Source organism: Enterobacter sp. BNK-16 (assembly GCF_048684955.1).
In the GTDB taxonomy this organism is placed as follows: Bacteria; Pseudomonadota; Gammaproteobacteria; order Enterobacterales; family Enterobacteriaceae; genus Enterobacter; species Enterobacter bugandensis.
In genome coordinates this window covers 69,662-86,840 of sequence record NZ_JBLQTQ010000001.1, presented here as the reverse complement: position 1 = coordinate 86,840, position 17,179 = coordinate 69,662, and the positions used below count along the sequence as shown (strand labels likewise).

Genomic DNA, 17,179 nt, shown 5'->3' with positions numbered 1-17,179 from the left:
CTGCTTTATCGAAACTGACAATCGCTGTCGCGTTCTGGACAACGCGAATTAGTGCGCCCCTCCGCCGCCGCCGCCGGCGCCAAACGGCGGTCTGGCAAACCACACCAGCCCCAGCAGGACGATGAAGATCCCCGCCGATATCCAGAAAATCTCGTTTGCCGAGATAATCAGCCCCTGGTTGGTGATCTGCTGGGCAATCCAGCCGGATGCCTGCTGCTCCGTCATCCCCATGCCCTGAAGCTGACTGTACATCTGCTGGGCATTCGGATTGTACGGGTTCACCGCTTCGGTCAGCTGGGCGTGGTGCATCGATTCACGGTTGGTCCACAGGGTGGTGGTGATCGACGTCCCGATGGAACCTGCTAGCGTACGGGTGAAGTTCGACAGGCTTGATGCCGCCGCCAGACGCTCAGGCGGCAGGCCAGAGAGCGTAATGGTGGTCAGCGGCATAAAGAAGCACGCCACCGCAAAGCCCTGAATGAACTGCGGCCACGCCGAGGCGCCAAAGTCCATTCCCGGCTCAAAGGTATACGCGCGCCAGTAGAAGCACACGGCGTACATAATGAAGCTGAACGTCACCAGCCGACGCATGTCGAGCTTGTGGGCGAAGCGGCCAATAATCGGCGACAGCAGAACCGGGATCACCCCAACGGGCGCTGAGGCCAGACCCGCCCAGGTCGCGGTATAGCCATACACCTCCTGCAACAGCTGCGGCAGCAGAACAATCGCGCCGAAGTAGAGCATATAGGCGAGGCTGATACACAGGCAGCCGATGGTGAAGTTTCGCGATTTGAAGAGCGAGAGATCGACAATCGGGTTGTCGTCCGTCAGCTCCCAGACAATCAGGAAGCTTATCGACACCACCGCGACAATGGTCAGGATGATGATCTCCTGCGAGTTGAACCAGTCGAGCTCTTTACCGCGGTCGAGCATGATCTGCAGACTGCCGATACCCAGGATCAGCAGCGCCAGCCCGATGCTGTCGATACGGCGCTGTTCGGTGCGCGTCTCTCGTCCCCGCAGCGACTGCAGCGTCATCAATACCACGACGGCGCCAATCGGTACGTTGATAAAGAAGATCCAGCCCCAGTGGTAGTTATCGCTGATGTACCCGCCCAGAATCGGTCCGCAGATAGGCGCGACGATAACGGTCATTGACCACAGCGCCAGCGCGACCGAACGCTTTGCTGGGGGGTAGTTGCTCAGCAGCAAACTCTGCGACAGCGGGATCAGCGGCCCGGCGACAATCCCCTGAATGACGCGGAAGAAAATCAGCATCGTCAGGCTGCTGGACATGCCGCACGCCCAGGAGGCAAGAACAAACGCTACCGTGGACCAGAGGAACAGCTTCACCTCACCGACGCGCTTCGCCAGCCAGCCGGTGATAGGGATGGAGATGGCGTTTGCCACCCCAAACGAAGTAATGACCCAGGTCCCCTGGCTCAGCGACGAGCCAAGGTTGCCGGCGATGGTTGGGATCGCCACGTTTGCGATGGTGGAGTCCAGCACCTGCATGAATGTCGCCAGCGACAGCGCAATGGTCATAATGACCAGCTGCGCGCCTTCCAGCGGTTTTTGCGGCTTTTGCTGTTGCATAACGCTCACCTTCGGTTTAACCGGCGTTTGCCTTCACGATGTCATCGATCAGTTTGTTGACCGGATCGAGGCTAATTTCACGGGCGTTACTTTCATAAACCGGGCTGCTACGCACCTGGCTTGCCAGGATCTGACCGTCGCGGTTGGCGGTATCGACCGTCACAAGCGTTGAGAGGCCGATACGCAGCGGGTGATCCGCCAGCTGTTTGGCATCTAGCTCAATACGCACGGGCAGACGCTGAACCACTTTGATCCAGTTGCCGGTGGCGTTTTGCGCAGGCAGCAGGGAGAAGGCGCTGCCGGTCCCCATATCCAGACCCACCACTTTCCCGGTGTACTTCACGTCATCGCCGTAGATGTCGCTGACGACCGTCGCGGTCTGGCCGATACGCATATGGGCGAGCTGCGTCTCTTTAAAGTTGGCGTCTACCCACAGGTTGTCTGCTGGCACGACCGCCATCAGCGGCGTGGTCGGGCTAATCTGCGCCCCTGGCTGGACGGAACGGCGGGAGACGTAGCCGGTCATCGGGCTGACGATTTTGGTACGCTGCAGGGCAAGCCATGCGTTGCGTACTTCAGTCGCCGCCTGTTGTACGGCGGGCTGGTTTTCGAGGCTGGTGCCGAGCACCATCGCCTGGTTGGCGTTGTACTGTTGAATCGCCACGTCCAGCTGTGCCTGGGCACTGGCAACCGCGTCGCGCGCGTGCTGCAGCTCTTCACGGCCAATCAGGTTAGCGGTGCCGAGCGGTACACGGCGGTTCAGGTCGCTCTGCGCCTGCGCGAGTGCGGTTTTCTGCACGTCGATGTTGGCCTGCAGCTGTTTACTGTTGATCATCAGCTGGCGGGTTTGACGGACGCTGGAGGCCAGCGCGGTCTGGGCTTTCTCAAAGGCCTGCTGGGCGTCGGTTGGATCGAGGGTCACCAACACATCGCCTTTTTGCACAAAGTCGGTATTGTCAGCCCAGACTTTCGTCACGCTGCCCGACACCTGCGCCATAATCTGTACCTGGTTCCCTGCCACGTATGCGTCGTCAGTCTCTTCTGCATGACGCAATACTAAAAACCAATAGATCCCATATGCCACGGCAATAATAATAAAGAGCAAGGTCAACAGAAGAAGGGCACTTTTACGTTTGCCTTTCTTATTGGCCGGTTGCTGCGGGGTAGTGCTCTCCGCATTTGCGCTCATTGTTGTTCTCCACGATCTTCTTATTTTCACATCGGCTGAGCCGACCTGTTGTCAGAAAGGCCAGCAGTGTGACGTGCTGGCCTGTCGGTTTTCTTATATAAATCTGGATTGTTGAGCGTGTCGTCGCGTTAGCGCAGCGCCTCAAGAACAGCGCCTTCTTCATCCATCTGGTCCAGACGGGTGAGCAGCTTGCGAGTGATATGCTCAAGCTGGTCGCGCTCGGAAGTACTGAGGGCAGACCAGAGTTTGTGCAGGCAATTGTGCTGAGGTGGCAGCACCTCACGCAGGAACTGGTGACCTTTATCGGTCAATTGCAGATGCAGGCAGCGGCGATCGTTATCGCTTTCACGGCGCTCAATCCAGCCGCGCTTTTCCAGCTCATCGGCAATACGGGTCGCATTGGTACGGGACGATCCCAGCGCGCAGCTCAGCTCAGAAGGCTGAATGCTATGGTTTTCCTGAGACTCCAGCGTAATCAACGCCATAAACAACGTCTCGTTAATCCCTTGAGCTTTCAGCATTTTATTACGATTTTCCAGTAGCTTACCCTGCATGTGCATGCACAGGCGGGTCAGCAGGATTTCCTGATACGGGAAGTCCTCATGACGACTGGCGCGGAATTTAAGCATTTGTTCAATGGGCGTAAACGAACTATCCATTTTGGGCATAACCTCATTAATTACAGCCGATATAGTAACGATGGTGACAAATAATGTAAATGAATTATTTGTGCGGTTATATCCGCCAAACGAATGCCACCATCAAAGAGCGCCGGGTAAGTCCGTGACCCGGTGAGCACAGAAAGCGTAGGGTATAAACCCGCTGAAGAGAGGATGTGGGGACGGGGGTCTGAACTATTCATGCCAATTGTAGATATGTCACCCACATTAAAATTTCTGGGATAAATGATTACGTTTACATTAACAGACTGCCGGGCCCCTTTACACCCTAAGAGGCCCAAAGCAATGTAAAACTTAATGAATTGCTTCCTGACGATGATAGCCGCGCCACCATACAACCAGGTTAAGCGCGGCGACGATTGCCCCTATCCCGCACACACCTGACCAGCCGGCATGCTGCCACGCCGACGCTGATATTAACGAACCCGCCGCACCACCAATGAAGTAGCTGGTCATGTATCCGGCCGTGAGGCGGTTACGCGCCTCGGGCTTCACGCGGTAAATCACGGTCTGGTTGGTGATGTGAACACCCTGTACGGTGAGATCGAGCACCAGAATACCGACGATCAGCGCCAGCACCGAGACGTGCCCATACCAGATGGCCGCCCAGGAGAGCAGGAGCAAAATCAGTCCGGCTGTCGTGGTCATGTGCGATTTACCTTTATCAGCCAGCCCGCCTGCCGGGCGAGCGCCCAGTGCACCGGCAGCACCGGCCAGACCGAACAGACCAATCACCCCTTCGGAATAATTGAACGGCGGTGCTGCCAGCAGAAACGCCATCGACGTCCAGAGAATGCTGAAGTTGGCGAAGGTTAAACACCCCAGCAGAGCGCGGGTGCGCAGCAGTTTATCCTGCGTGAACAGGCTAAACACGGAGGCCAGAAGCTGCGGGTAATTCAGGTGGTTCTCCTGCTTCACCTTCGGCAGCCCGCGCCACAGCGCCAGCGCCATCACCACCATCAATACGCTCGCCACCCAGTAGACGGTGCGCCAGCCGCCGAGGCTTGCAAGCAGCCCGGCAACGGTTCGCGCCAGCAGAATGCCCAGCAGCAGGCCGCTCATGATAGTGCCGACCACTTTGCCGCGTTTTTCCGGCGAGGCGAGCGTTGCGGCGAGAGGCACCAGGATTTGCGCGACGACGGAGAAAAGCCCCGTTAGCGCGGTACCGACGATCATCATCGTCAGCGACTGGCTGCTGGCGGTGATCAGCATGCCGCCTGCCGCCAGAAGCGTCATAGAGACGATAAGCATCCGACGCTCAAACATATCGCCCAATGGCACCAGGAACAGCAGCCCTGCCGCATAGCCGAGCTGCGCAGCGGTGACGATAAAGCCGGCGGAGCTGGCTGAAAGATCGAAGGCGCGCGCGATAGTATCAAGCAGAGGTTGTGCGTAATAGTTGCTGGCGACTGCCAGACCCGTTGCCACGGACATTAAAAGGATGAGTGCGGGGCTAAGCCCCTGAGATGTTTTTGTCATTAGTTTCAGGAATCGTGAGTTAAGTGATTATTTTTCCGGAAACCATAATAGCTAATGATTGTGAATGTTGGGGGATTGTTATGTGTGTGTTTGTGCGGTTAATCCCCTCACCCTAACCCTCTCCCCAGAGGAGGGGCGGGCCGGGGTGAGGGGTAAGGTTGTGTTGTGTTTTTACTTCTGCGCCGCAAGCGCCTCTTTCACCCAGCCATCAAACTGCTGCTGGTGGGCTTTGATCCAGCCATCCACGTGGCCTTTAACATCCGCCTCAGAGGATTTGCCCGCGTGCATCATCGCATTCTGGGCGTTGATGTCCGCCAGCGGCAGCTTCATCACCGAGAACAGCTTCGCCGCAGCCGGGTTTTTCTCCGCCCAGGCTTTGTTCGCCACGATGTGCATGGTGTTCACCGGGAAGCCATAGTTCATGCCGTTCGGCAGTTTGGTGTCGATATCTTTCTGCTCGCCCGGTAGTGAGGAGAAGGGCACCTGTAACCACACCACGTCTTTGCCCGGCTTCAGCACGTCGCTGACCCAGTACGGCGTCCAGGTGTAGTAGATCACCGGCTTGCCTTCTTTAAAGCGGGCAATGGTGTCGGCCATCATCGCGGAGTAGTTGCCGTGGCTCACGTCGACGGTTTTCGCCAGATCGAACGCTTTGTTCTGGTGGTTAATCACCGCTTCGCAGCCCCAGCCCGGCGAGCAGCCCATCATGTCGGCCTTTCCGTCACCGTTGGTGTCGAACAGTCTGGCGATCTTCGGATCTTTCAGCTGCTCAATATTGGTGATGTGGTACTTATCAGCGGTTTTCTTGTCGATCAGATAACCCTGCGCCGCGCCGGTCACGAAGGTACCTTCGCGATAGAATTTCTTATCGCCACCTGCGGCGGCATACATGTCGTCGTGCAGCGGCTGCCAGTTCACGGCGGTAAAGGTGGCATCACCGGAGGCAATCGAGGTGTAGCCCACGTTGTAATCCACTTCGCTCGGCGTGTTGACCGTATAGCCCAGCTTCTCCAGCGCGCGGCTGACGATCAGGGTCTGGAAGCTCTCTTCCGAAATGGTGCTCTGCACCGGCTGCACGGTAATGCCTTTGCCCGGCAGGTCAGCGGCAAACGCGCTGGTGGAGACAAGGGTGGCAAACGCTGTGGCAAAAAGAACGTTATGTCGCATCGTTGTTCCTTATTTTGTAAATGGGCGGGTCAGTAACCCGACAGGGCCGGTGGTGTACCAGCGACGGTTGCCGCGACTGCGTGAATCACGACCGACAGCCTGGGTCAGGCGGTCAAGGATAATGGCGAGGATCACAATCCCGACGCCGCCGACGGTCGCCAGCCCCATGTCGAGACGGCCAATACCGCGCAGCACCATCTGGCCGAGACCGCCAACGGCGATCATCGAGGCGATCACCACCATGGACAGCGCCAGCATCAGCGTCTGGTTAACGCCCGCCATAATGGTCGGCATCGCCAGCGGAAGCTGAACCTTAAACAGCATCTGATGCGGGCTGGCGCCGAACGAGCGCGAGGCCTCAATCAGATCCGCAGGCACCTGGTTAATGCCCAGGATCGTCAGGCGAATAATCGGCGGCAGGGCGAAGATAATGGTCACCACCACGCCCGGCACGTTACCGATGCCGAACAGCATCACGATAGGCACCAGATAGACGAACGCCGGGGTGGTCTGCATCGCATCCAGCAGGGGACGAATAATCTTCGCCGCCCGCGGGCTGCGCGCCAGCCAGATCCCCATCGGCAGGCCGATGACAATGCAGAAGAGCAGGGCAGTCAGCACCAGCGCCAGGGTAATCATCGCCTGAGACCACGCGCCAATCGCGCCGATGGCAATCAGGGAGATCAGCGTGGCGACGCCCATACCCGCGCTACCGAACTGCCATGCGATCAGCGAGAACAGGATTATCGCCACGGGCGCAGGCATGCCCAGCATCAGCTGCTGGAAGCCGTTCAGGATGTAATCCACCGGGATGCGGATCCCCTGGAACACCGGGCGGAAATGGGTAACGACCCAGTCGATCCCCTCTGTCACCCAGCTGTCCAGCGGGATCAGCGTCTTGTGGAACGGATCCATAATATTGAAATGCTCTGGCGCAGGCGCGGGTGCGCTGTTGAGCCAGTCCGTTGCGCCGCCGCCGTCGGCAGGTGCGGGCGTGGAACCCCACGCATCGGCAGATTGCGCCGCGCTGTCCGCAGCTTCAGTGGTACCCCATGGGTTTGATTGATCAGCCATTGTTTGCCCCCTCGCGATCTAAAGCCTGTAGCAGCATCCGTTTTGAGATGATGCCAACGTACTGTTGTTCTTCACCGACAACCGGCACGGCGCAAGGCGCCTGACCCACGTGAGAGAGCAACTCGCTAAGCGGCGTTTCGGCATCCACGGCAAGCGGAGCGTCAATCAACGCCGCATCGATTCCCTGGTTTTCGCTCAGGGCGTTTTTCAGAGAGTCGATGGAGACAACGCCGACAAATTTATTGCCGCGTTCAACCAGATAACCGTATTCACGGTCTTCATCCTGCAACAGCTTCAGCGCGGAGCGCGGGCCGAAGCCTGGCGTTTTTCGAATAATGCCGTTTGGCGTTCGTCGGGCAATATCTTTCGCGCTAAATACCTGGCTAATATCCACGCCGCGGAAGAAGGTGCGCACGTAATCATTCGCCGGATTATTCAGAATTTCATCCGGCGTACCGACCTGCACCACTTCGCCATTTTGCATAATGGCAATGCGGTCGCCAATACGCATGGCTTCATCGAGATCGTGAGAAATAAAGACAATGGTGCGCTGGTGTTTGGCCTGTAATTTTACCAGCTCATCCTGCATCTCGGTGCGAATTAAAGGATCGAGAGCGGAGAAGGCTTCATCCATTAATAATATGTCTGGATTAATGGCTAACGCGCGGGCTAATCCGACGCGCTGACGCATCCCGCCCGAAAGCTCGTCCGGGTAGGCATGAGCGTAATTTTCCAGCCCAACCTGACGCAAAGCATCCAGGGCTTTTTCCTGACGTTCCTGAGCAGGCGTGCCGGCTAATTCCATACCGAAGGCGGTATTATCGAGCACCGTCATATGCGGCATCAGCGCGAATGACTGAAACACCATTGCGATCTTCTTTCTGCGCACCTCGCGGAGTTCTGCGTCTGAGATTCTGGCGATATCCACGCCGTCAATCAGCACCTGTCCGCGGGTGGGTTCAATCAGGCGATTGAGAAGGCGAACCATAGTGGATTTACCCGAACCGGATAACCCCATGATGACAAAAATCTCGCCTTCTTCAATGGCCAGACTGGCGTCTTTAACGCCAAGCGACAGCCCGGTTTTTTCCAGAATTTGCTCTTTCGAAAGGCCTTTCTCAATATATTTGAATGCGCGCTGCGGGTGCTCGCCAAATATTTTATAAAGATTTTTCACTTCTAATTTAATTGCCATGCAATAGAGAGTGTCCTGTTATTTGTTTATGTCGATATGATTACCATGGTAAATTGTTAACGGGCATAACCCTAACATACTGAGAATCTGAGACAACCCTGAGTTGGCCTGACGCCGGAATTTTGCTGCAAGCGAAACGGCTGAATTTCCCATGAATAAAGGGCTGAGGGCGGTTTGAATTTTTCTCAATTTTTTGCTGCTGCGTCGGGAAATTCGCCTGAATCGGTGTGATTCAGGCGAATATGACGGGGAAATTACAGTGTAGTGCCTGGTGAAATAGTGGTATGGAAATAATGAGATTTATATTTAATTAATGAACGTTAATTCATACATTAAAAATCCCAATCCTCATCTTCTGTCTCCACCGCTTTACCCATCACGTACGACGATCCGGACCCGGAGAAGAAATCGTGGTTTTCGTCCGCATTGGGCGACAGCGCCGCGAGGATCGCCGGGTTTACCTCCGCCATCTCCGGCGGGAAAAGCGCGTCGTAGCCCAGGTTCATCAGCGCTTTATTCGCGTTGTAGCAGAGAAACGCCTTCACGTCCTCTTCCCAGCCCGTTCCGGCGTACAGCTCTTCGGTATAGCTCAACTCGTTGTCATACAGATCCATCAGCAAATCGAGGGCGAAACCTTTGAGTTCCTCGCGTTTTTCCGGGCTGACTTTCTCCAGCCCTTTCTGATACTTATAGCCGATGTAATACCCGTGCACCGCCTCGTCACGGATAATGAGGCGAATCAAATCGGCGGTGTTGGTGAGCTTGCCCCGGCTCGACCAGTACATGGGCAGCCAGAAGCCGGAATAGAAGAGGAAGGATTCCAGGAACACGCTGGCGATCTTCTTCTTCAGCGGCTCGTCGGCGCGGTAATACTCCAGCACCAGTTCCGCCTTGCGCTGCAATGACGCGCTCTCTTCACTCCAGGCGTAGGCCGCGTCCACGTCTTTGGTCTGGCACAGCGTCGAGAAAATCGAGCTGTAGGAGCGGGCATGTACCGCCTCCATAAAGCTGATGTTCGACATCACCGCCTCTTCGTGCGGCGTCAGCGCGTCGCTCATCAGCGCGGGCGCACCGACGGTATTCTGAATAGTGTCCAGCAGCGTCAGACCGGTAAAGACGCGGATCGTCAGCTGCTGTTCGGCGTGGCTCAGCGTCTGCCAGGCTGGAATATCATTGGAGAGCGGCACCTTTTCCGGCAGCCAGAAGTTGCTGGTCAGGCGGTTCCACACCTCCAGGTCTTTATCGTCCTGAATCTTGTTCCAGTTAACGGCACTCACGCGTGACAGTTTCATCCTTTCTCCTTACAGCGCGCAGGACACGCAGCCTTCGATTTCGGTGCCTTCCAGCGCAAGCTGGCGCAGGCGAATGTAGTACAGCGTTTTGATGCCTTTCTTCCAGGCGTAAATCTGCGCTTTGTTGATATCCCGCGTGGTGGCGGTGTCCGGGAAGAAGAGCGTCAGCGACAGCCCCTGGTCCACGTGTTTTGTCGCCTCGGCGTAGGTATCAATGATTTTTTCCGGGCCGATCTCGTACGCGTCCTGGTACAGCGCCAGGTTCTCATTGGTCATAAACGGGGCAGGGTAGTAGACGCGTCCGGTTTTGCCTTCCTTACGGATCTCAATCTTCGACACGATCGGGTGAATGCTCGACGTGGCGTGGTTGATGTAGGAAATCGAACCGGTTGGCGGCACCGCCTGCAGGTTCTGGTTATAAATGCCGTAGCGCATCACGTCGTCGCGCAGCTGCTGCCACATCTCGCGCGTCGGCAGGGTAATGCCGGCGCGGTCAAACAGCGCGCGCACTTTTTCGGTTTTCGGCTGCCAGTCGCCTTCCAGATACTGGCTGAAATACGCCCCGCTGGCGTAGCGCGACTGCTCAAAGCCTGCGAACCGCTGGTTGCGCTCGCGCGCCAGCATCATTGAGGTATGAAGCGCATGCCAGGTGACGGTGTAGAAATAGAGATTCGTGAAATCCAGCCCTTCCGGGCTGCCGTAGGCTATGCCTTCCCGTGCCAGATAGCCGTGCAGGTTCATCTGCCCCAGGCCGATGGCGTGCGATGCGGCGTTGCCCGCCTCGATGGACGGCACGCTGCGGATGTGGCTCATGTCCGATACCGCCGTCAGCCCGCGAACGGCAGTCTCCACCGTGCGGCCAAAATCCGGCGAATCCATGGTGTGGGCAATATTCAGCGACCCGAGGTTGCAGGAGATATCTTTGCCGATCTCCGCGTAGTCCAGGTTTTCGTCGTAAGCGGAGGCGCTGTTGACCTGCAAAATTTCCGAGCACAGGTTGCTCATGTTAATGCGCCCGGCAATCGGGTTGGCGCGGTTTACCGTATCCTCGTACATGATGTACGGATAGCCGGATTCAAACTGAATTTCCGCAAGCGTCTGGAAGAAATCGCGGGCGTTGATGTATTTCTTGCGGATGCGATCGTCTGCAACCAGCTCGTCATAAAGCTCGCTTATCGCCACGTCGCCAAACGCTTTGCCGTAGATCCGCTCCACGTCATACGGCGAGAAGAGCGCCATGTCGGCATTCTCTTTGGCCAGCTTAAACGTGATATCCGGGATCGTCACGCCGAGCGACAGGGTTTTGATGCGGATTTTTTCGTCGGCGTTTTCACGTTTGGTATCCAGAAAACGCAGAATATCCGGGTGGTGCGCGTGCAGGTAAACCGCCCCCGCCCCCTGGCGCGCGCCAAGCTGGTTGGCGTAGGAGAAGGCATCTTCCAGCATCTTCATCACCGGGATCACGCCCGAGGACTGGTTTTCGATGCGCTTGATCGGCGCGCCCGCTTCCCGCAGGTTCGAGAGCAGAAACGCCACGCCGCCGCCGCGTTTGGAAAGCTGCAGCGCCGAGTTCACCGCACGGCCAATCGACTCCATATTGTCTTCGATGCGCAGCAGGAAGCAGGAGACCAGCTCGCCGCGCTGGGCTTTACCACAGTTGAGAAACGTCGGCGTGGCGGGCTGGAAGCGGCCGGAGAGGATCTCCTCCGTCAGCCGTTCAGCCAGCGCTTCATCGCCCTGGGCCAGCGTCAGGGCCACCATCACGGTGCGATCTTCAAAGCTTTCCAGGTAGCGTTTGCCGTCGAAGGTTTTCAGGGTGTAGCTGGTGTAATACTTCCATGCGCCAAGAAACGTCTGGAAGCGAAAACCGCTGGCGTGCGCACGTTCAAACAGTCTTACCACGAAGGGACGATCGTAGCGGGCCAGGACGCGCTCCTCGTAGTAGCCCTCGTTAACCAGATAGTCGAGACGTTCATTCTGGCTTGCAAACGTCACGCTGTTGGGCCGCACGTGGGCGGCGAAAAAAGCCTCTACCGCCTCGCGATCTTTGCCAAACTGAATGCGCCCCTCCCGGTCATAGAGGTTAAGCATCGCGTTTAATGCGTGGTAGTCCGGCGTCGCCTGAATTACCCGTTCTGCGGTTGTCGTTGCCAAAATTCGTTCACTCCTTTACGCACGTTTTCTACGTCCTGCTGTGTCCCCATCAGTTCAAAACGATAGAGATACGGCACGCCGCATTTTCGAGAGATGACATCCCCGGCGCGGCCAAAGGCATCGCCAAAATTACGATTGCCCGCCGCGATCACGCCCCGAATCAGTACCCGGTTATGAGGATCGTTCAGAAAGCGGATCACCTGGCGAGGTACTGCTCCTGCCGTACCGCCGCCGCCATAGCTGGGCACCACCAGAATGTAAGGTTCGTCTACCTGAATGCGCTCCCGCTCATTGAGCGGAATACGCACCGCTGGCAGCCCGAGGCGCTCAATAAAGCGCAGCGTGTTTTCTGAGCTGCTGGAGAAGAAGACCAGCCCACTCATGCACGCGTGGCCTGAGCGCTCAGGCGGTTAATCATGTCCGGGCGAAAGCCAGACCAGCTGGTATCACCGGCAACCACCACCGGAAGCTGACGAAATCCCTGTTCGCGCAGGGTATCCGCGGCATCGGGCACCAGGTCGATATTTACCATCTCAAACGCCACGCCTCGGCTCTCCATCGCCCGTTTGGTGGCGTGGCACTGAACACAATCGTTACGAGTGTAAATAATAATGCTCATGATTCGTATTTCCATTTAGAATGAGAAAACGGCGCGAGTTAACGCGTCATAGAGTGTATGTCTTTCTATAGAGAATACTAGATGTAGTTGATAAAAGATTCAACCATACAAGATATGGGAAATTCAGATTAATATTGCCCTGATGATGAGCACAGCGGGGCAGGGCGGGCTGTACGGGTTTTTCAGGCTTACAGGCATAAAAAAGCCCCGGCGCCTGAGGCTACCGGGGTTGAGAATGCGGGCTTACTTACGCAGGCTGAGCAGGGCTCCGACAAAAATGCCGACCGCCGCGACGGTTCCCAGTGTACACAGTGGTTTTTCACGTACGAAGGTCGTAGCACAGCTTGCCATGTCGCAGGCCGCCTGCGTAGCGCGTGAACGTCCGTTCATACGGGCGCGGGTTTCACGGAGCAGAGACTGAGCCTTACGTTTCGCAGCATCTGCTTCATCCTTCGCATCGGATCCCCAGGATTTCAGCACTTCCTCAAGCGTGTCCGCTAATTGGCTGACATCATTACGAATATCCTGCGCGTCGTCGTTAATATCGTTTCGGTTCGGTCTGTTAAACATACGATCCTCCGTAATTTTGTGTTCCCGTTTAGTTTAGTTCAGAAATTTAATATCTGAAGCGCGTCACGCGTTATCCGCCAGTTTATGGACTATTCTGAAAGCCCTGCTAATGCTGATTACTGTAAGGTTGCCGGGCAGGAAAAGATAACGAGGAAAAGATATGTATTTACGACCTGACGAGGTGGCACGCGTTCTTGAAAAAGAGGGATTCACCATGGATGAGGTGACGCCAAAAGCGTATGGATATCGCCGCGGCGAGAATTATGTTTATGTTAATCGTGAAGCCAGGATGGGACGTACCGCTCTCATTATTCACCCGACGCTGAAAGACAGAAGTCTGTCATTTGCTGAGCCTGCCTCGGATATTAAAACCTGCGATCACTATCAGCAATTTCCGCTCTATTTAGGCGGTGAACGGCATGAGCATTATGGTATTCCGCACGGTTTCAGTTCGCGTATGGCGCTGGAGCGGTTTCTGAAGGGACTGTTTGGCGACGTACAGTAAATCTGCGACTGGCTTTCGCCAGTCGCTTCACATTACGCTTTTACCTGGCCGTACTGGCTGACCTTAAACAGGCGGCGGCAGTAGTCGAGGAAATAGCCGTATACCGCACCCATCAGCATTGATACCACGATATTCGAACTGACCGCTGCGGCGATCTGGTGCCAGTCCGCGCCCACTGTCAGGAGAATAGCCACGTAGACCGGCGACTGGAACGTGACGTACGCCAGCACGTCGGCAAGATTTTTCATCCAGCCCGCCGGGCTGATGCGGCGCGCGAAACGCATAACGGCATCGCGGTATAGCCCGTAAGGCCATGCGATAATAATATTGACCGGGATCGCCACCAGACGAGAAGAAAGTGACTGCTCGAAGGTCATTCCGGAGAGGAATATTTCAATCAGCATGTTCACAACGGAACAGTAGACAACCATCGCGAATGTATCCGCCACCGCGTGGCGCAGGCGAGATTGCGGCGAGAACATGTCTGAACTCCTTGAGAAGAACGCAGTGGAATCGGTTTTCCTTCAGCGGCTAGTGCTTTAGGTTGGTTTGTTTGAGGTGTATAGCGTATATCTCTATGTTTGAACTAACAACTAGTGATTAATTTTTATTTACTCGCCTTTTGTCCACAAAATTCTCTAAAATTGATTGTTTTTTATCCGGTTCGTTATAATCTGTCTCATCAAATATTTTATTTATATAAATCAGTGGCTTAGGTGTTCTGCTTTTGACGCAGAAATCCACTCCCCTGATGAGAGCGCAGTATGCTGTGATTTGGATTAAAGTTGACCATTTATATTGATTCGGTGATTAGATCTACGTGTTTCCCGCCAATGCTATGCACTATTATTAACGGCGATATTTAAATATATTTACATTTATGCCCGTTTGGACCTTTGGGTAGATATTTCAACTGAAATGAATTATTCTTGGGGCGATTTATCTATTTACCCCAAAGAAAAGGTTTTCAATAATATGTCTTTGACGTTACAGAATCTTAATAATATCCGAACCCTGCGCGCGATGGCGCGAGAATTAACCCTGGACGTTCTTGAGGAAATGCTGGAAAAGGTCAGGGTCGTTACTGAAGAAAAACGCAATGAGCTGGCGGAATTAGAGCAGCAGCGCGCTGAACAGCAGGAAAAAATTAATACCCTGCTGGAACTGATGAAAGCCGATGGTATTTCTCCGACTGACCTGCTGGGTTCAGAACTGGCGCAGGCGGGTAAACCGACTAAAAAGCGTAAACCGCGTGAAGCGAAATATCGCTTTATTGACCAGAACGGTGAAGAAAAAACGTGGACCGGCCAGGGCCGCACGCCGAAGCCTATTGCCAGAGCGCTGGCAGAGGGTAAATCACTGGATGATTTTCTGATCTAATACGTGGACCGGGCGGAACAAGCCGCCCGGTTGTCTGTTCAGCAGACGCCGAAATCACCTTCTTCGGTATACGGCGCCAAATCGGCCGCTTTCAGCGTATATTTCTCGCCTTGTTCATTGCTGGCCTGTACCGCCACCACGTTTTCACCGTTCACTTCGAGCACTTTCAGCTTTGGGCCGCCTTTAAGCGGTTGCACATAATCACCGACAGAAAACATATAACCTCCTCATCGTTTTAGCGATCTTCACCTTAGCCGACGTCTGATGCCGGGTACAGCGTAATTCATTGATTACTGCTTATGAGGTATGACGGTTCCACGGCATCACTTTCAGCAACCGTGCCATACCGCAAAAACCTGTCACACCGGCGAACAGCAGCCCGGCACCGACGAAACCGCTCAGCAGGAAAAAGCCGCTGGAGACGCTATAACCCAGCACCACGCCGCAGAGGATCAGCAGCCCGGCGGCAATTTGTACCTGCCGCATCAGCGGGAGCGGCTGGGATTTATCTTCAACGGTCAGCAGCCCGGCCTGCTTCCAGCCCTGAATGCCCCCCTCAACCACGAAGGCCTGAGCCGGCAACGCTGCCTGCGCAAGTCGCGCAGCATTGTTTGATGTCCGTCTCCCGGACTGACAGTGGAAAATCACCGTTTCACCAGGGGCAGCGTTGAGCCCGCCGGGTAAAGAATCCAGCGGTATGGAGCGTGCTGCCGGAATATGCTCGCGGGCATACTCGTCGGGATCGCGAATATCAATCAGTTTTGCGCCTTCTTTAATAAGCGCGTTCGCCTGCTGTGGCGAAATAAGAGAAAGAGACATGGTGTTTCCTTACGGTCAATTTATGAGTAGTAGAACATTTAAGGAAGGGCTTAAGCCAGTGTAAAGAGGGTAAAAGCAGGTAAAAGCGCGAGAGACGAATGGCAGTAACCCGTAAACTGGCTATGCTTAGAGAAATGTCTCTTTTTAATTTTCAATTGGTTAGCTTGCACGGAGTGATTATGGGTTTTTGGCGCGTTGTTTTTACGATTATTCTCCCGCCGCTGGGCGTGCTGCTTGGCAAGGGACTGGGCTGGGCGTTTATTCTGAATATCCTTCTGACCATCCTGGGTTACTTCCCGGGCCTTATCCACGCGTTTTGGGTGCAGACGAAAAACTAAGCACGCCACAGTAAATCACTGTATATACCGGTTAACACGCCTTCCGGGCCAAACTGCTGTTTGATCCAGCGCGTCACCTGGCCGGTCGCCGCATGCTGCGTGGCGAGCAGCATGCGCGAGTCCTGACGCGGATTGTTAATACGCCGCGTGATGAGCAGACCGTCTTCCATCGCTTCTCTTGCCATGTATTCCGGCAAAAAGCCAATCCCTTCCCCCAGAATCTGGCACTGGCACTTGGTGTTGAAATCCGGCACCAGAATCGCCTCCTGCCCGTGCAGCAGCCAGCCGACCTTCTTGTTGATGGTATGCGCGGTATCTTCCACCATGATGTTGGGGTACAGGCGCAACTGGCTCTCCGCTATCGGTTCGGGAACAAAGGCGAGGGGATGTTCCGGCGCGATTGCAAACACCCAGCGAATGGCGCCAATTTCGGTGTAATCAATCCCGCCGCCGTCCAGCAGCGTATCCGGCGCGCCAATCGCGATGTTGGCCTGATTGTTGATGATCGAATCCCAGACGCCGTTATACACCTCGGTCGTCACCGTGATCTGGCAGGTGGGAAACTGCTTTTTCAGCACCTGCAGCAAACGCGCGGTATGGCGCGGCGTATACAAGAGCTGATTAATGCAGATGCGCACTCGCGCCTCGATGCCCTGCGAAATGGTATCAATCCCGCGCTTGATGGCGTGGAAGTCGTTCAACAGATCGGTGGCCTTACGGTAAAAATAAAACCCGGACTCCGTCAGTTCGATGCTGCGCGTGTTGCGCACAAACAGCACCACGTCCAGCCCGGTCTCCATGCGTTTAATGGTGTAGCTAATGGCGGAGGTCGTCACACCCAGCTCGGCGGCGGCTTTGCTGAAGCTGCCGAAGCGTGCCGCGGTGGTGAAGGCCAGCAGGTTCTCTTCGGTAAAGATGGAATTCATATCACAGCATCCTCAGCCATCAGTTTTGAACATATTTTAACAGCGCCGTTACATCATATTTGAAGTGTGTCACAGTTCTGACTATTTACGCTGAGCCGCGTCCTGCAAGGCTTTTACAACCATAAGGATAATGCTGTCTGAGGCGCTAAAAAATCGGTAAACCATAAGAAAAAGGTTGCACAGACGCACGTTTTAG

General features: G+C 55.3%; 19 protein-coding genes. 3 read left to right on the top strand and 16 right to left on the bottom strand.

Features of this window, described 5'->3' with window-relative positions; all coding sequences use genetic code 11:
- Nucleotides 1-48: 48 nt before the first annotated feature.
- From emrB to ACMGGH_RS00350, 12 genes are all read right to left on the bottom strand, one after another.
- A complete protein-coding gene (gene emrB, locus ACMGGH_RS00405; protein ID WP_028014182.1) occupies nucleotides 49-1,596 on the bottom strand; it encodes a multidrug efflux MFS transporter permease subunit EmrB in 1,548 nt (515 codons plus the stop codon).
- 16 nt (nucleotides 1,597-1,612) lie between these two features.
- Nucleotides 1,613-2,785: a multidrug efflux MFS transporter periplasmic adaptor subunit EmrA gene (emrA, locus tag ACMGGH_RS00400; protein ID WP_021241959.1), complete on the bottom strand. Its 1,173-nt coding sequence runs from the start codon at nucleotides 2,783-2,785 to the stop codon at nucleotides 1,613-1,615.
- 128 nt (nucleotides 2,786-2,913) lie between these two features.
- Nucleotides 2,914-3,444, bottom strand: coding sequence for a transcriptional repressor MprA (mprA, locus tag ACMGGH_RS00395; RefSeq protein WP_041911975.1), 531 nt, complete (start codon nucleotides 3,442-3,444; stop codon nucleotides 2,914-2,916).
- Nucleotides 3,445-3,759: 315 nt separating this feature from the next.
- Nucleotides 3,760-4,944 (bottom strand): MFS transporter, encoded by a 1,185-nt coding sequence (locus ACMGGH_RS00390; protein ID WP_047367513.1) that lies wholly within the window; start codon nucleotides 4,942-4,944, stop codon nucleotides 3,760-3,762.
- A gap of 171 nt (nucleotides 4,945-5,115) precedes the next feature.
- Entirely contained in the window at nucleotides 5,116-6,111 is a 996-nt protein-coding gene (proX, locus tag ACMGGH_RS00385) for a glycine betaine/L-proline ABC transporter substrate-binding protein ProX (protein WP_045260894.1), read from the bottom strand.
- Nucleotides 6,112-6,120: 9 nt separating this feature from the next.
- On the bottom strand, nucleotides 6,121-7,185 hold the full coding sequence (gene proW / locus ACMGGH_RS00380; protein ID WP_232948868.1) for a glycine betaine/L-proline ABC transporter permease ProW: 1,065 nt from the start codon (nucleotides 7,183-7,185) through the stop codon (nucleotides 6,121-6,123).
- Nucleotides 7,178-8,380, bottom strand: a complete 1,203-nt coding sequence (gene proV / locus ACMGGH_RS00375) for a glycine betaine/L-proline ABC transporter ATP-binding protein ProV (protein WP_028014177.1) — start codon at nucleotides 8,378-8,380, stop codon at nucleotides 7,178-7,180. The genes proW and proV overlap by 8 nt, the downstream gene beginning before the upstream one ends.
- 332 nt (nucleotides 8,381-8,712) lie before the next feature.
- Nucleotides 8,713-9,672, bottom strand: coding sequence for a class 1b ribonucleoside-diphosphate reductase subunit beta (nrdF, locus tag ACMGGH_RS00370; protein ID WP_045260892.1), 960 nt, complete (start codon nucleotides 9,670-9,672; stop codon nucleotides 8,713-8,715).
- 9 nt (nucleotides 9,673-9,681) lie between these two features.
- Entirely contained in the window at nucleotides 9,682-11,826 is a 2,145-nt protein-coding gene (gene nrdE / locus ACMGGH_RS00365) for a class 1b ribonucleoside-diphosphate reductase subunit alpha (RefSeq protein ID WP_150144955.1), read from the bottom strand.
- Entirely contained in the window at nucleotides 11,799-12,209 is a 411-nt protein-coding gene (gene nrdI, locus ACMGGH_RS00360) for a class Ib ribonucleoside-diphosphate reductase assembly flavoprotein NrdI (protein ID WP_045260890.1), read from the bottom strand. Before nrdI ends, nrdE begins: the two co-directional genes overlap by 28 nt.
- Complete coding sequence (nrdH, locus tag ACMGGH_RS00355; RefSeq protein ID WP_041908533.1) at nucleotides 12,206-12,445, bottom strand: glutaredoxin-like protein NrdH; 240 nt, start codon at nucleotides 12,443-12,445, stop codon at nucleotides 12,206-12,208. Before nrdH ends, nrdI begins: the two co-directional genes overlap by 4 nt.
- A 243-nt stretch (nucleotides 12,446-12,688) precedes the next feature.
- On the bottom strand, nucleotides 12,689-13,015 hold the full coding sequence (locus ACMGGH_RS00350) for a DUF883 domain-containing protein (protein WP_023308924.1): 327 nt from the start codon (nucleotides 13,013-13,015) through the stop codon (nucleotides 12,689-12,691).
- Nucleotides 13,016-13,175: 160 nt separating this feature from the next.
- Here ACMGGH_RS00350 and ACMGGH_RS00345 point away from each other — a divergent pair, with 160 nt between their 5' ends.
- Nucleotides 13,176-13,520 carry a DUF2002 family protein gene (locus ACMGGH_RS00345; RefSeq protein ID WP_023308923.1) on the top strand — a complete coding sequence of 115 codons (345 nt, stop codon included), beginning with the start codon at nucleotides 13,176-13,178 and terminating at the stop codon, nucleotides 13,518-13,520.
- 32 nt (nucleotides 13,521-13,552) lie between these two features.
- On the opposite strand, the gene alaE is transcribed toward ACMGGH_RS00345, so the two are convergent.
- Entirely contained in the window at nucleotides 13,553-14,002 is a 450-nt protein-coding gene (gene alaE / locus ACMGGH_RS00340; protein ID WP_028014172.1) for an L-alanine exporter AlaE, read from the bottom strand.
- Nucleotides 14,003-14,495: 493 nt separating this feature from the next.
- Between alaE and stpA the strand changes: the two genes are divergently transcribed.
- Complete coding sequence (stpA, locus tag ACMGGH_RS00335) at nucleotides 14,496-14,900, top strand: DNA-binding protein StpA (RefSeq protein ID WP_232948869.1); 405 nt, start codon at nucleotides 14,496-14,498, stop codon at nucleotides 14,898-14,900.
- A 38-nt stretch (nucleotides 14,901-14,938) separates the two neighbouring features.
- On the opposite strand, the gene ACMGGH_RS00330 is transcribed toward stpA, so the two are convergent.
- Both ACMGGH_RS00330 and ACMGGH_RS00325 read right to left on the bottom strand, forming a co-directional pair.
- Complete coding sequence (locus ACMGGH_RS00330; RefSeq protein ID WP_028014170.1) at nucleotides 14,939-15,118, bottom strand: hypothetical protein; 180 nt, start codon at nucleotides 15,116-15,118, stop codon at nucleotides 14,939-14,941.
- Between the two features lie 79 nt (nucleotides 15,119-15,197).
- Nucleotides 15,198-15,719: a rhodanese family protein gene (locus ACMGGH_RS00325; RefSeq protein ID WP_232948870.1), complete on the bottom strand. Its 522-nt coding sequence runs from the start codon at nucleotides 15,717-15,719 to the stop codon at nucleotides 15,198-15,200.
- A 179-nt stretch (nucleotides 15,720-15,898) separates the two neighbouring features.
- Between ACMGGH_RS00325 and ACMGGH_RS00320 the strand changes: the two genes are divergently transcribed.
- Nucleotides 15,899-16,057: a YqaE/Pmp3 family membrane protein gene (locus tag ACMGGH_RS00320; protein WP_032644909.1), complete on the top strand. Its 159-nt coding sequence runs from the start codon at nucleotides 15,899-15,901 to the stop codon at nucleotides 16,055-16,057.
- Here ACMGGH_RS00320 and ACMGGH_RS00315 read toward each other — a convergent pair.
- On the bottom strand, nucleotides 16,054-16,983 hold the full coding sequence (locus tag ACMGGH_RS00315; protein WP_028014168.1) for a LysR substrate-binding domain-containing protein: 930 nt from the start codon (nucleotides 16,981-16,983) through the stop codon (nucleotides 16,054-16,056). The genes ACMGGH_RS00320 and ACMGGH_RS00315 overlap by 4 nt on opposite strands.
- Nucleotides 16,984-17,179 lie beyond the last annotated feature (196 nt).